The 13882-nt window shown below is 66.9% G+C and carries 11 protein-coding genes and 1 pseudogene; 9 read left to right on the top strand and 3 right to left on the bottom strand.

The window, feature by feature from the left end; all coding sequences use genetic code 11:
- Window positions 1-2: 2 nt before the first annotated feature.
- From ACSYS9_RS20690 to ACSYS9_RS20650, 9 genes and pseudogenes are all read left to right on the top strand, one after another.
- A complete protein-coding gene (locus tag ACSYS9_RS20690) occupies window positions 3-1031 on the top strand; it encodes an SIS domain-containing protein (protein WP_071229513.1) in 1029 nt (342 codons plus the stop codon).
- The gene (nagA, locus tag ACSYS9_RS20685; RefSeq protein WP_071229514.1) at window positions 1031-2179 is read left to right on the top strand and encodes an N-acetylglucosamine-6-phosphate deacetylase; all 1149 of its coding nucleotides are present in this window, start codon (window positions 1031-1033) and stop codon (window positions 2177-2179) included. The genes ACSYS9_RS20690 and nagA overlap by 1 nt, the downstream gene beginning before the upstream one ends.
- Window positions 2179-3245: pseudogene (locus tag ACSYS9_RS20680) on the top strand (acyltransferase family protein). The gene nagA and the pseudogene ACSYS9_RS20680 overlap by 1 nt, the downstream one beginning before the upstream one ends.
- Before the next feature lie 297 nt (window positions 3246-3542).
- Window positions 3543-6572, top strand: a complete 3030-nt coding sequence (locus tag ACSYS9_RS20675) for an autotransporter family protein (protein ID WP_071229516.1) — start codon at window positions 3543-3545, stop codon at window positions 6570-6572.
- Window positions 6573-6761: 189 nt separating this feature from the next.
- The gene (locus ACSYS9_RS20670; RefSeq protein WP_081352362.1) at window positions 6762-7826 is read left to right on the top strand and encodes a S41 family peptidase; all 1065 of its coding nucleotides are present in this window, start codon (window positions 6762-6764) and stop codon (window positions 7824-7826) included.
- 3 nt (window positions 7827-7829) lie between these two features.
- Window positions 7830-8078, top strand: coding sequence for a hypothetical protein (locus ACSYS9_RS20665; protein ID WP_177179533.1), 249 nt, complete (start codon window positions 7830-7832; stop codon window positions 8076-8078).
- A gap of 116 nt (window positions 8079-8194) precedes the next feature.
- The gene (locus tag ACSYS9_RS20660) at window positions 8195-9232 is read left to right on the top strand and encodes a S41 family peptidase (RefSeq protein WP_049400477.1); all 1038 of its coding nucleotides are present in this window, start codon (window positions 8195-8197) and stop codon (window positions 9230-9232) included.
- A gap of 3 nt (window positions 9233-9235) precedes the next feature.
- The gene (locus ACSYS9_RS20655) at window positions 9236-9571 is read left to right on the top strand and encodes a hypothetical protein (protein WP_049459009.1); all 336 of its coding nucleotides are present in this window, start codon (window positions 9236-9238) and stop codon (window positions 9569-9571) included.
- Window positions 9572-9620: 49 nt separating this feature from the next.
- The gene (locus ACSYS9_RS20650; RefSeq protein ID WP_005419309.1) at window positions 9621-10055 is read left to right on the top strand and encodes an SseB family protein; all 435 of its coding nucleotides are present in this window, start codon (window positions 9621-9623) and stop codon (window positions 10053-10055) included.
- A 48-nt stretch (window positions 10056-10103) separates the two neighbouring features.
- Here ACSYS9_RS20650 and ACSYS9_RS20645 read toward each other — a convergent pair whose 3' ends face one another.
- The 3 genes from ACSYS9_RS20645 to ACSYS9_RS20635 all read right to left on the bottom strand — a co-directional run bounded on the left by ACSYS9_RS20645 (window position 10104) and on the right by ACSYS9_RS20635 (window position 13766).
- On the bottom strand, window positions 10104-11324 hold the full coding sequence (locus tag ACSYS9_RS20645; RefSeq protein WP_071229518.1) for a multifunctional CCA addition/repair protein: 1221 nt from the start codon (window positions 11322-11324) through the stop codon (window positions 10104-10106).
- Window positions 11325-11437: 113 nt separating this feature from the next.
- On the bottom strand, window positions 11438-11674 hold the full coding sequence (locus tag ACSYS9_RS20640) for a hypothetical protein (RefSeq protein WP_071229519.1): 237 nt from the start codon (window positions 11672-11674) through the stop codon (window positions 11438-11440).
- A gap of 106 nt (window positions 11675-11780) precedes the next feature.
- Window positions 11781-13766, bottom strand: a complete 1986-nt coding sequence (locus ACSYS9_RS20635; RefSeq protein ID WP_071229520.1) for a transglycosylase SLT domain-containing protein — start codon at window positions 13764-13766, stop codon at window positions 11781-11783.
- Window positions 13767-13882 lie beyond the last annotated feature (116 nt).

Genomic DNA, 13882 nt, shown 5'->3' with positions numbered 1-13882 from the left:
CCATGTCGCTGTCAGACCCCACGTCCACCCTGATGTTCGCCGAGGCCGCGGAAGCGGCCGACGTGGTCGCGCGCCAGTTCTCGCGCAACCACGCCACCATGGAAACCCTGGCCGCCAGCCTGCGTGCGGCGCCGCCGCCGTTCGTGGTCACCTGCGCACGCGGCAGCTCCGACCATGCCGCCACCTATGGCAAGTACCTGCTGGAAACCCAGCTGGGCCTGGTGGTCGCATCGGCTTCGCCGTCGGTGGGTTCGGTCTATGCCGCACCGCTGCAGCTGCGTGGCGCGCTGTTCATCGTCATCTCGCAGTCGGGCAAGAGCCCGGACCTGCTGCGCAACGCGGAAGCTGCCAAGGCCGCCGGCGCGCGCGTGATCGCGCTGGTCAATGTCGAGGATTCGCCGTTGGCGCAGCTGGCCGACACGGTCATTCCGCTGCATGCCGGTGCCGAGAAGAGCGTGGCAGCGACCAAAAGCTACCTTGCTTCGCTGGCCGCACTGCTGCAGCTGGCCGCGTACTGGAAGCAGGACAGCAGCCTGCGCAATGCGCTGGATCTGCTGCCGGATGCGATGTGCGAGGCCTGGCAGTGCGACTGGACGCCGGTGACCGAGGGCCTGGTCGAGGCGACCAACCTGTTCGTGCTCGGCCGCGGCCTGGGCCTGGGCGCAGCGCAGGAAGCGGCGCTGAAATTCAAGGAAACCTGCAGCTTGCATGCCGAGGCCTACAGCTCGGCTGAAGTGAAGCATGGCCCGATGGCGCTGGTCGACCGGGGTTTCCCAGTGCTGGCCTTTGCCCAGCCTGATGAAACCGGCGCCGGCACGCGTGCCGTCGTCGAGGAATTCACCGCGCGCGGTGCACAGGTGTGGATGGCCGGTGCCGGTGGCAACCTGCCGGTAGCGGCCGCGCCGCATCCGCTGTGCGCACCGCTGCTGACCGTGCAGAGCTTCTACCGCGCCATCAACGCGCTGGCGCTGCGTCGTGGCTTCAACCCGGACCTGCCGCCGCACCTGAACAAGGTCACGGAGACGGTGTGATGGCCACGGTCCTGCGCAATGCCCGCATCCTGGCAGGCGACGAATTCCGCGATGATCTGGCGGTGGTGATCGAGCACGGCCGCATCAGCGCGCTGCTGCCCGATGCAGCGCCGCAGCTGGGCCAGGCCGCCGAGCAGGTTGATCTGGGCGGTGGCTGGCTGCTGCCCGGTTTCATCGATGTGCAGGTCAATGGTGGCGGCGGCGCGCTGTTCAACAACACGCCGGACGTGGCGGCACTGCGCACCATCGCGCAGGCGCACCGCCGCTTCGGTACCACCGCGATGCTGCCGACGCTGATCAGCGACGACGTGGGCGTGATGCGTGAAGCCATCGATGCGATGCGCGAGGCGATCGCGCAGGGTGTGCCAGGCGTGATCGGCATCCATCTGGAAGGACCGTACATCGCGCCGGCCCGCAAGGGTACGCACGACGCCAGCAAGTTCCGTGTGCCAGACGAAGCAGAGATCGCGCTGGCCGCATCGCTGGACAACGGCGTGACCCTGCTGACGCTGGCACCGGAACGCGTGCCGCTGGAGACCATTCGCGCGCTGGTCGAGCGCGGCGTGGTCGTTGCCGCTGGGCATACCGCAGGCACCTACGAAGAGATCCGCGCCGGTCTGGATGCAGGCGTGCGTGGCTTCACCCACCTGTACAACGCGATGTCGCCGCTGCAGGGCCGTGAGCCCGGCGCGGTGGGCGCTGCGCTGGAAGACCGCGACAGCTGGATCGGCATCATCGTCGATGGCGTGCATGTGCATCCGGCCAGCCTGCGCGTGGCGCTGGCAGCCAAACCGCGTGGTCGCCTGCTGCTGGTCACCGATGCGATGCCGCCGGTTGGCGCCGACGATCCCAGTTACGTGCTGTACGGCGAAACCATCACCGCCATCGATGGCGTGGTGCGCAATGCCGCCGGTTCGCTGGCGGGCTCGGCGCTGGACATGGCCACCGCGGTGCGCAACACCGTGCAGCTGCTCGGCCAGCCACTGGCCGAAGCCGCGCGGATGGCCTCGACCTATCCGGCACAGTTCCTCAATGTCGACGACCGCCTGGGCCATATCGCCGAGGGTTACCAGGCCGACCTGGTGCTGCTGGATGACGCCTTGCAGGTGCGTGGCACCTGGATTGCCGGACAATACGAGGCCGCTTGATGAACAGTATGCCGCCGCGCCGCTTGGGCTCGATCGATGCCCTGCGCGGCATCACCGTGGCGGCAATGCTGCTGGTCAACAACCCGGGTGACTGGAGCGCGGTGTTCGCGCCGCTGCGTCATTCGGAATGGCATGGCTGCACGCCCACCGACCTGGTGTTCCCGTTCTTCCTGTTCCTGGTCGGCGTGTCGATGGCCTTCAGCGTGGCGCCACGCGCGCTGGACGTGGCCTTACGACCCGCGCTGGCGCGCGGCGTTCTGGAGCGCGCACTGCGCATCCTGGTGGCCGGTGCGCTGCTGCACCTGCTGATCTGGTGGGCGCTGGATACCCATCACTTCCGCATATGGGGCGTACTGCAGCGGATCGCGGTATGCGCGGCGCTGGTGGGCGTACTGGCGGTGTATGCGCGTCCGCGCGCACAGGCGGCCGTACTGGTCAGTCTGCTGGTGGGGTATACCGTACTGCTGCTGGGCGTCGGCGATCTGGCGCCGTGGACCAATCCGGCCAGTCGTCTGGATACCACGCTGTTCGCACCGTGGATCTACCAGTGGCATGCCGATACCGGGCTGGGCCATGACCCGGAAGGATTGCTGAGCACGCTGGGGGCGCTGGCCAGTACCGTGCTCGGACTGTTGGCCGGTGGCCTGCTGCGCAACCGGCGTTCGGCGGCATTGGCCGGGCTGGGCGTGGCGACCGCTGTGCTCGGCCTGTTGCTGGCCATCGTGTTGCCGCTGAACAAACAGCTGTGGACGCCCAGTTACGTGCCGTGGACGGGCGGTCTTGCGGCGCTGGCGCTGTGGCTGGGCCACGTGCTGATCGACCAGAAGGGCTGGCCCGCGCTGGGCCGGCGCTTCGGGGTCAATGCAATCACCGCGTACCTGGGGGCATCGGTGATGTCGGTGGTGCTGATGGCCACCGGGATCTGGGGGGGATCTGGCAGCAGCTGGCCACCGCGATGCCGCAGGCGCTGGAGCTGGCGTCGATGCTGCAGGCGCTGGTGTTCGTCGCACTGTGGTGGGGCGTGGCGTGGTGGCTGGATAAGCGGAAGATCTACCTGAAGATCTGACCCCATCCGCCAACGGCATCCACGCATGACGTAGATTTACCAGTGCCGTGAGCGAATCGATTGGCGATGCAGGATCCGTAGATCCACGCCATGCGTGGATGCTTTGCGCGTGATTCCGGATGGCGGAAAAATGAACGATTTCAGCCACATCACATCGGCGTGAGGGCCGGGCGATTTCCCATCTGAACTGTGATTTCCCGCACGCAAGTTCACCTGTCGAAACGGTTCACCACACGGCAGACTGCAAGCGCAGTGCCGCACATACGCAGTTCCTGATTTCCCGTCCAGGAGTGCCCCATGTCCCGTGCCGTTCCGCGTGCGTTCCGCCCGCGCCGCCTTGCTGTTTCCGTGTTGCAGGCCCTCGCCGTTCCCTCCCTGCTTCTGACGACCGCCAGCGTCGCCTGGGCGGGCTGCAACAACCCGGCACCGACCGCCGGCCAGACCGTCACCTGTGATGCCAACGCACCGAATCCGCAGACCACTCCCGTTACCGCCAGTGGCGCGGCCGGAATCACCGTCAACGTCGGCAATGGTGCCCAGTTGCAGCAGAGTGGTGGTGGATCGGCCCTCGCGCTGGTCGGTGCCGGTGGTCACCTGCTGTCAAACCAGGGCGCGATCAGTTCGGTGGGCGGTGTGGCCGTGCAGCTTGGGGGTGGCAGCCGCGTCGACAACACCGGCAGCATCAGCGCAGGCAACAACATTGCCCTGCAGTTCGTCGGCGGCGGTAACAGCGTGGTGATCAACCGAGGAACCATCAGTGGCCGTACAGGCGTGCAGTTCGATGCGGGCAACGATCGCTTCGAGATGCAGAGCGGCAGCATCACCGGAGGCGTACTGCAGGGCGATGGAAACGATGTGCTGCTGCTCAGCGACGGCACGATCGACAGTGTCGATCAGGGCGGTGGCGATGACCAGATGACTGTCACCGGCGGCACCGTCACCGGCGTGGTGGTGCAGGGCAGTGGCCGCGATGATTTCGTCATGAGTGGCGGCACGATCGGCGCGCTGCAGCAGGGCGATAACATCGATACCTTCCGCATGAGCGGTGGCCGCATCGTCGGTGCGTTCGAGGATGGCGACCAGGCCTGGATGACCGCTGGCCGCATCGGCCGCGTCAACATGAAGCTGGACAAGAATCTGTGGGATCAGTCCGGCGGCATCGTTGAGGGCAACGTGGTCACCGGCTTCGACACCGACACCATCATCATCTCGGGTACGGCCTACATCGGCGGCAACATCAGTGTCAGTGGTGGTGCCGACAGCGTGACCATCACCGATGGCACCGTGCGCGGCCAGGTACTGCTCAGCACCGGCAACGACACTTTCAACTGGAACGGCGGCGGCATCGTCTACGGCGCGATCGACATGGGGCCGGACAACGACGTGGCCAACCTCAGCAACCTCAACCAGGGCAACCTTGGTGCAGTGCCGCTGTTCGACGGTGGCAGTGGCATCGATCAGCTCAACTTCAACAACGTCAAGGCTGCGGGCGTGGGACGCTTCCAGAACTGGGAGACAATCAGCCTGGCCAACAGCACCGAGCTGACCTTCGATGGTGATCTGGTGCTGGGTGACAGCGGAACCGGCACCGGCACGCTCACGGTGGATGACACCAGCACTGTCTACGCGGGCAGTGGCGGCCATGCCGTCCGTCCGTTCAACAGTGGCGGACTGGTGGAGATGGTCAATGCCGGGCGCATCGACCTGACCGGTGCCGGCGCCGGCGACGTGTTCACCGTGCGTGGCAACTACCGCGGTGACGGTGGCGGCCTGTACCTGCGTACCGTGCTCGGCGCGGACAATTCCACCAGCGATCGACTGGTGATCGATGGCGGTGCCGCCACCGGCACGACCGGCATCGGCGTCATCAATGCTGGAGGCAGCGGCGCGGCCACGCTGGCCGATGGCATCCTGGTGGTGCAGGCGTTGAATGGTGGCCGTACCGCGCCGGGCGCGTTCTCGCTGTTCGCACCGGTTGCGGCCGGTGCCTACGAGTACTTCCTGTTCAAGGGCGGTGTCAGTGCCGGTACCAGCGAGAACTGGTACCTGCGCTCGACCGTGGTGGCCGGGCCTGCACCGGCGCCCAACGGAAGCGGTATCAATGGCGTGCCGCCGCCGCCGACGCCACCCGTCGCACCCCCACCACCGATCACCCCGGCACCGCCACCGCCGCCCGAAGGTGCCACCGATCCGGATCTGACCGCAGGCGAGACCGCGCCGCCACCACCGCCGCCGGAACCCGTGCCGGTGGCGCCGCCCAGTGATCCGGCGGTGCCGGACGTGCCGGTGGCTGGCGGAGCGCTGCCCGGAACCGGTGCGCCGCCGACGCCGGGTGCACGTCCCGCCGAGGGCGCAGTGGTGCCGCTGTACCGCGTGGAGACTGCCACCTATGCTGTGGTGCCGCCGCTGCTGCGCGAGACCTCGCTGGCCAGCCTCGGCACGTTCCATGAGCGGCAGGGCGAGCAGCGCCTGCTGTACAACCAGGGCGCATTCCGCACGGCCTGGGGCCGTCTGGTGGGGCAGAGCAGCGAGATCCATTGGAAGGGGGATGCGCAGCCCGGCTTTGATGGCGATATGATGGGCCTGCAGGCCGGCCTCGATGTGTGGGCTGCTGCCTCTGACAACCACCGCAACCAGATCGGCGCGTTCGTCGGCCGCACCCGCGCGCAGGGCAAGACCACCGGCCTGGCACTGGGCTGGGAGAACGTGCAGGTAGGCCAGAGCCGCCTGGACGACAAGCACGTGGGCCTGTACTGGACCTTCACCGACAGCAGCGGTGGCTACATCGACGCCGTGGCGATGCAGAGCCGCTACGACGGCCGCGTGCGTTCTTCGCGTGGACTCGGCTTCGGGATCAAGGGCGATGGCACCAGCGTGTCGGTGGAGGGGGGCAAGCCGCTGCTGCACCTCGGTCAGTCCGCATGGTGGCTGGAACCGCAGGTGCAGGTGATCTGGCAGCGCACCGCGCTGGACGACCGCCGCGATGAAGTATCGAGCGTGCGTTTCGACAACGACAATGCTTGGACCGGCCGCATCGGCCTGCGCCTGGCCGGCGACTACCAGTTGGCCGACAACGGCTGGCAGCCGTATTTCAAGCTCAATTACTGGCACGGCCGTTCAGGCGAGGATCGCATCCGCTTCTATGATGACGTGATCATCAATTCGCAGCGGTCGCGTGCGCTGGAAGCCGGTGTAGGCGTGGTCGGGCGCTTCAACCGCACCATCAGCGCTTACGCCGTGGCCGACTACACGCGCGAGCTGGGCGGCGACCGCAACGAGAAGCGCCGCATCATCGAAGGCAACATCGGCCTGCGCGCGGACTGGTAGCGCCGGGTATGGATTTCATGACCCGCTCTGTGAGGTGTCGACCTTGGTCGGCACGACTCTCTCCGCTGCCATGACCCTGTAGAGCCGAGCCATGCTCGGCTGCTTCGGTCCAATCCCACAGAGCCGAGCATGGGCTCGGCTCTATAGAACAACGGTGCGTGGCGAGATCGATCCCGCCACGACTATCCTATGGCTTCGATACATGACAAGGAGTCGTCGATGCTGGACCTAAGGAATGTTCGTGCCGCCATGCTCGCCACGCTGCTGCTTTCATCTGCGGCCGCTGTTGCAGAGGAAACAGTGGAGCTGCCGTCGCCCGAAGCGCGTGAGCAGATGCTGCAATTGTTGGAAACCCAGTCCTTGTACCGTGGCCGCGTCGATTGGAACGACGTGCGCGCGCGCCTGAACGCCGCAGGTGATGACCGCGCACAACAGCGCCGTGTTCTGGATGAGGCCGCCGCACTCAGCAGCGGAGGCCACGGCCGTTGGTTTTCACCAAGCGAGCAGCGTCAGCGCTCCGAACGTGCCCAGCGCTTGAATGCCGCTCAGGCGACCGACCTCGCTGCCCCCAGACACGCCAATCCCCGCATCGGCGTGCTGCGGGTGAGCCCCTTCGTGGAAGATCTGCAACGCAGCGAATCGGAACGTTATGATGCACGCAAGGTCTACGCGCTGGCGTTGCAGGAGCGTATCGCTGGCCTGGATGACGGCACGCGGTGCGGCTGGGTAGTGGATGTAAGCAGCAATGGTGGCGGCAACATGTGGCCGATGTTGTTTGGTTTGTTGCCATTGCTACATGGAACACCGGATACGCAGGGGGCGTTGATCGGCGCTTTCCCTAGTGCCAATGGATTGCTGTGGTGGCGGCAGGCGGAAGGTGAAGTCGTGCAAGGCAATGCATCGATGCTGCGTTCACGACAGGGCGCGTATCGGCTGCGTGCGGGCACGGCACCGGTGGCGGTGGTGATGGGGGCAGGCACTGCCAGCTCCGGCGAAGCAGTGGCACTCGCGTTTCGAGGGCAACCAGGGAGTCGTAGTTTCGGTCAGCCGAGCGCGGGCTTTTCTACCGGCAATCGACCGACGACGCTGGTGGACGGTACCACCTTGCTGTTGACCCACAACGTCATGACCGACCGTAACGGCCAGGGCGACGGTGGCAGGATGCAGCCGGATCAGGCTACCCCCAGCGGACCGGCCACCCTTGCCGCCGCCCAAGCCTGGCTGCTGGCCCAACCCGCCTGCCAGGGCCGCTGATCCATGATCCTGATCGGCCAGCAGGAACGGGTGATGGTGGTCGGCCCGACCGAAGCCCACCACTGCCTGCGCTGCCAGACGGAAACCGAGTTCGCCCCCCAGCTGCGCTACAAGATGGCGCGCATCGACCTGCTGTTCGCCTCACCTACCATCGCCGCTACGAGACCCGCTCTGGTAGGTGTCGACCTTGGTCGGCACAGATTCCACCGGCGCCATGACCCTGTAGAGCCGAGCCATGCTCGGCTGCTTTGATCGTGTCCCATGCAGCCGAGCATGGGCTCGGCTCTACAACGGCTATCCGCATAATGGCGCGGCATGATTCGCCACGGTTATGCTGTGAACCTGACCCAACGACAAGGAAACGTCGCATGCAGATGTGCAAGGGAGTGCCTGGGAATGGCGCGCTGATACTGACCCTTCTGGCAGCCAACGCAACGGCCGCCATCGCGTCCACCACCGAAGTACCTTCGCCGGAAGCGCAGGTACAGATCCTGGATCTGCTCGAGCATGAAGCCTTGTACCGCGATAAAGTGGACTGGCCTGCCGCTCGTAAGCGACTGGCGTCGTTGCAGGCGTACCCGGGTGCGTTGCATACCGCCCTGCGTGAGATCATCGTGGAGAGCACCGGGGGGCATGGTGTCTGGATGACGCTTGCACGCAAGCGTGAAGCCACGGAGCGCTCGAAGCAGGTCGGCGCTGAGGCCGTTGCCAAGGCGAAAGTGACTGGTGCCGTCGATGCACGCATTGGCTGGGTGGTCATCGAAGGCTATGCCGCCACGCCGGGGGCTGCGCGGCAGGACGAATTCAATCAGGACATCCAGCGCGCGCTGCAATGGCAGGATGTCATCCGTGGCAAGGACAGCGGCGATCGCTGTGGCTGGATTGTCGATCTGCGCAGCAACCATGGGGGCAACATGTGGCCGATGCTGCTGGGTGTTGCGCCGTTGCTGCGCACGTCGTCGACAGGCGTGGAAGAGGTCGGGTCGTTTGCTACCGCCCACGGGTCGCGGCGCTGGAGTCTGACGCCGACCATGGTGCAGGTCGATGGTCGTCCCAGGCTGGGATTCGGTCGACCGGGGTATTCCCTCAAGCAGCCCGGCGCGCCCGTCGCCGTTCTGGTCGGGTCGAATACCGCCAGCTCTGGCGAAGCGACGATGCTGTCATTCAGGGGGCGCCCACAGACGCGGAGTTTCGGGCAGTCGACTGCGGGCTTCTCGACAAGCAACGATACGCGGCCCCTGGTGGATGGCAGTGTGTTGGCGGTGACGACCGCGGTGATGAAAGACCGCACTGGCGCTGGCGCCGGTGCCAGGATTACTCCGGATGAATTGACGACAGGCGATGCGGCCACCCTTGCCGCCGCCCAAGCCTGGCTGCTGGCCCAACCCGCCTGCCAGGGCCGCTGATCCATGATCCTGATCGGCCAGCAGGAGCGGGTGGTGGTGGTCGGCCCGACCGAAGCCCACCACTGCCTGCGCTGCCAGACGGAAACCGAGTTCGCCCCCCAACTGCGCTACAGGATGGCGCGCATCGACCTGCTGTTCGGCCTCACCTACCATCGCCGCTACGAGCTGGCCTGCACCCGGTGCGAGCACGGCTGGGTGCTGGACACCGACACCATGGACCAGCAGCTGGGAGGGGTGCCGATCCCGTGGCGGCACCGCTTCGGCCTGCCGCTGATGCTGGTGGTGGTGGCCGGTCTGGCGGCGCTGGGCTGGCTGTGGCGGCATGGATTCCTCGGTTGAGGAGCGGGCCTGTTAAAGTCTGCCCTGCAATCACGTACCGGAACCGACCATGGACCACGACACCCCGTTCGAACCCCTCAACGACCTCGAGGTGCGCCTGCTGCAGGCCCAGGACGGCACGCTGACCGCAGCGCAGTTCCTCGACGGCCTGCTGACCTCGACGGCGTTCGTGCTGCTGGACAAGGCCATCGGCGAAGATGGCGCCTGGGACGAGAGCATCTCGCCGCTGGTGCTGACCAGCGAGAGCGGCGAGCCGATGTTCGCCGTGTTCACCGCCCCCGAACGCGCGGGCCTGTGGCACGAGCAGCTGCCGCAGTTTGCGCATGCCATGCCGATCGCGGTGCACGCGCTGCTGGCCGGTATCGGCGACGGCGTCGGCCTGGTGCTGAACCCGGGCCTGGACGTGGGTATGGAGATGATTCCCGATGCCGTGGCCCAGCTAAAGCAGCGTGCGGCGGCGATCACCCGCGGCATGGCGCACTGAATCCAGGGATTGTCTGGGTGCCGGCCAGCGGCCGGCACTACCAGGGCTTCAGCGGGCGGCGGCGATGGCTTTCACCCGCGCCTTGGCCAGTGCTTCGCCGATGGCCGGGCCCTTCAGATGCGTGGTATCCAGATCCCGCGCCTGCACTGACAGCGCCGCCTGATGCAGGCGCTTGAGCGTTTCGCCCTGTGGGTAGTTGGCGTCCTCGAAGCCGAGCCGGCCGCGCTTGTCGGCCTCGCAGCACAGCGCGATGCGGGCCACGCGTTCCGGCCGGCGTAGTGCATCGCAGCGGCCCAGCAGTTCCAGCACGGTGGCATCGCGCAGTTCGTCGATGCGGTGCACGTTCAAGTGCTCGCGGCAGACGGCCTCGGCCAGCTGCTGGTGCTCGGTGGGAACCCTCAGCCGTGCGCACAGTTCCTTCAACGGCTTGATGCCACGCTGCTCGTGCATGATGTGGCGCGGCCATTCCTCCGGCGGGGTCAGGCCCTTGCCGAGGTCGTGGGTGAGGGCAGCGAAGCCGACCAGGTCATCACCCGGTGCCAGTTTCGCGGCCATGTCGCTGACCATTTCCTGGTGGATGCCGGTGTCGACTTCCGGATGGAATTCGGCACGCTGCGGCACGCCATACAGCGCTTCCAGCTCGGGCAGGATCGGGCCCAGTGCCTGCGCAGCGTGCAGCGTGCGCAGGAAGGCGGAGGGCCGTTCACTGACCAGCGCCTTGCGCAGTTCCTGCCAGACGCGTTCCGGCACCAGCGCGTCCAGCTCGCCACTGGCGGCGACCTCGCGCATCAGCGCCATGGTCTCTTCGGCGACGGTGAAGCCCAGTGGCGCGAAGCGTGCCATGAAGCGCGCCGCACGCAGCACGCGCAGCGGATCTTCGACAAAGGCCGGACCGACGTGCCGCAGCACACGCTGTTCAACATCGCGTACGCCGCCGTAAGGATCGACCAGTGTGCCGGTCTCCTCATCGCAGGCAATCGCATTGATGGTGAAGTCGCGGCGCTGCAGGTCTTCTTCAAGGGTGACCGCCGGATCGGCATCGACCACGAAGCCGCGATAGCCACGGCCGGATTTGCGCTCGGTGCGCGCCAGCGCGTACTCCTCGCCGGTCTTCGGATGCAGGAACACCGGGAAATCGCGGCCGACGGCGGTGTAGCCCTGCGCCTCCATCTGCGCGGGCGTGGCACCGACCACCACCCAGTCACGGTCGCCGGCCGGGCGCTGCAGCAGGCGGTCGCGCACGGCGCCGCCGACAAGATAGATCTTCATGGGGGGATGATCGCACGGTAGGTGCATGAGCATCGGTAGTGCCGGCCGCTGGCCGGCAACCCTTGGACAATGGCGGTTGCCGGCCAGCGGCCGGCACTACCGATGAAGAGGAATCACGGCAGGCCGCGCCACTCCGGCACGAACAGGCCAGCCAGGAACCACAGCCCGTAGACGATCCACAGGCAGAGGAAGTACAGCTTGATCTGCGATTCGTCCCACAGGCTGCCCCAGCTGTCGATGAAGGCCAGCGACTTCCAGCCTTCCATCCAAGCCGCGCCACCCCAGCGCAATACCCAGGTGGCGAACAGGCTCCAGGCGGCGAATATCCCGATCCAGGCCAGCAGGCTCATCGCTTTCCCCTCCCCGGGAAACGGATGCCGGGTAGTGCCGGCCGCTGGCCGGCAACCCTTGGATGATGGCCGAAGCCGGCCAGCGGCCGGCACGACCGCATTGCAATCAATCGCCGCCCTGGTCAGCGTTGGCGGCGCAGCTGAAGCTCTTGCGCTTGTCCACCAGGCGGCCCATCAGACGGTCGCTCAGAGGCAGCGCATCACCATTGAGGCGCCAGTCGTAGATCACGCTGAAGGCCAGTACGCGTGCGACGTACTCGCGGGTTTCCTTGTAGCTGATGGTCTCGATCCACAGGTCCGGGTCATAACCCGGGCGCTGGCCCTGCCAACGCGCGGTCGGGGTCGGGCCGGCGTTGTAGGCGGCGATGGTCACGTACGGCAGACCGTCGTACTTGTTCATCAGCTGGCGCAGATAGGCGGTACCGATGGCGATGTTGGTGTCCGGGTCGTACAGGCTGTCGGCGCCGCCGTAGCCGGTCAGGCCGATCGACTTGGCCACGCCGGCACCGGTGGCCGGCAGCACCTGCATCAGGCCCATGGCGTTGGCAGGCGAGCGCGCGCGCGGGGTGAAGGTGCTCTCGGCGCGGATCTCTGCCGCCACCCAGGCCGGATCGATCGCGTTGCGTGCCGATTCGCGGCGGATGGTGGCGTCGTGGTGCAGCGGGAAACGCAGGTCGTACAGGCGCTGTTCCTGCGGCTGCTTGCCGAGTGCGAACACGGCGCGGTCGAACCAGCCATTGTCCTGCGCCACGCGAACGGCGAGGCGGCGCTGGGTGTCATCGAAGCGCGACAGCGCACTGTTCCATTCGGCCACGGCCCAGCCGGCGCGATCGATCTGGTACAGCGCCATCGCGCGCTGGATGGCTGGGTCGCGCGCGATCACCGCTTGTGCCTGCGTGCTGTCGTTCGGCTTCCACGGGCACAGCGTGTAGCCCTGCTGCAGTTTGTCGGCGGCGAGGAAACCATGGAAGGTCGGTGCGCGCGCGGCCTCGCGGAACAGCGGCTGCGCCTGTTGGGCCTGGCCGGTCTTCTCCAGCATGCGGCCTTCGAAGTAGCGCCAGCGCGGGTCGCTGCGCTGCTTGCTGCCCATCTTGCGGATCGCGGTCAGCGCCGCCGGCCAGTCACCGCGCGACATCGCTTCGCGCACGCGCCACTCGTGCAGGCGTTCGTCGTACGCCGATTCCGGCACCGCGTTGAGGCGCCGCGCCGAATCGGGCAGGTAGGACGCCACCGTCCACAGTGCGATCTGGTACAGCACCTGGCTCTGCTGGTCGGCACTCAGGCCCAGTGCCTGCGCGTACTGCGGCAGCTGCTGTTCGGTGGCGCCGGGATCGGCCTTGGCCAGCTTGGCCAGGCCATCGGTGGCGATGCGCCGGCTGCGCTCGTTGCGCGGCCAGTTCAACGCGCTGGCGTTGGGCTTGTCGACAAAGGCGGCGTAATTGTTGGCCAGCGCCAGGTCGGTGGCAGGCAGGCCCCGTGCGGCGCTGCGCATCACAGCGGGTTGCTGGGCGTCGGCGGCAGCGTCGATGCGTTCCCAGCGCAGGGCGTCGCTCAGACCTCCCTGTGCCTGCAGCACGGCAAAAACGGCATCACAGCCGTCCGGCAGCGACTTGCCGTTCCTGCGCCACAGGTCCTGCGCTTCGTTGATCCACTGCGGATCGACCTTACCGGTCACCTGGCGCGCGGTCAGCTGCGCACAGCGCAGGCCGGCGTTGTCGGTGGGCGCCCAGTTGGCGAGCAGGGTCGGCCAGTCCTGGCGGCGTGCGACCGAGGGCAGCCATACGCTGCGGAACGTGGTGGCCACGGCCTGGCCGTCATAGCGCTTGAGGAAGGCCTGCGCCTGCGCGGTATCGACGGTGTCGATGTTGCGGCGCAGGTTGGCGTACTCCAGCCAGCCGTATGCAGGATGGCGGCTGAGTGCGGCGGCTTGGCCGGGATCGAACTGGCCGCGTTCGGCGGCAGCGATCGCGGCCTTCAGCTGTGCGTTCTGGGCGTCGAGGGACTGGGCATTGGCGCAGCCGATCAGCAGCGTGGTGGCCAAGGGCAGCAGGGACAGGGCGGTCGAAGAGCGTCGGGTCATGGCGGGCAGCATAGCGGGCAATGGCTGAATTCAGTTTCGCATTGCGTGCACGCGATGGGTCGGCAACGGCAGCTGAATGCTCGTGCTGCAGGCACTGCCTCGCGAGCCTGCGGGCGACGTAGTGTCGA

It is taken from the genome of Stenotrophomonas sp. STK17_22 (assembly GCF_051983905.1).
In the GTDB taxonomy this organism is placed as follows: Bacteria; Pseudomonadota; Gammaproteobacteria; order Xanthomonadales; family Xanthomonadaceae; genus Stenotrophomonas; species Stenotrophomonas maltophilia_A.
The sequence above is the reverse complement of the archived record's forward strand: the minus strand, read 5'-3'. Positions and strand labels throughout refer to the sequence as shown.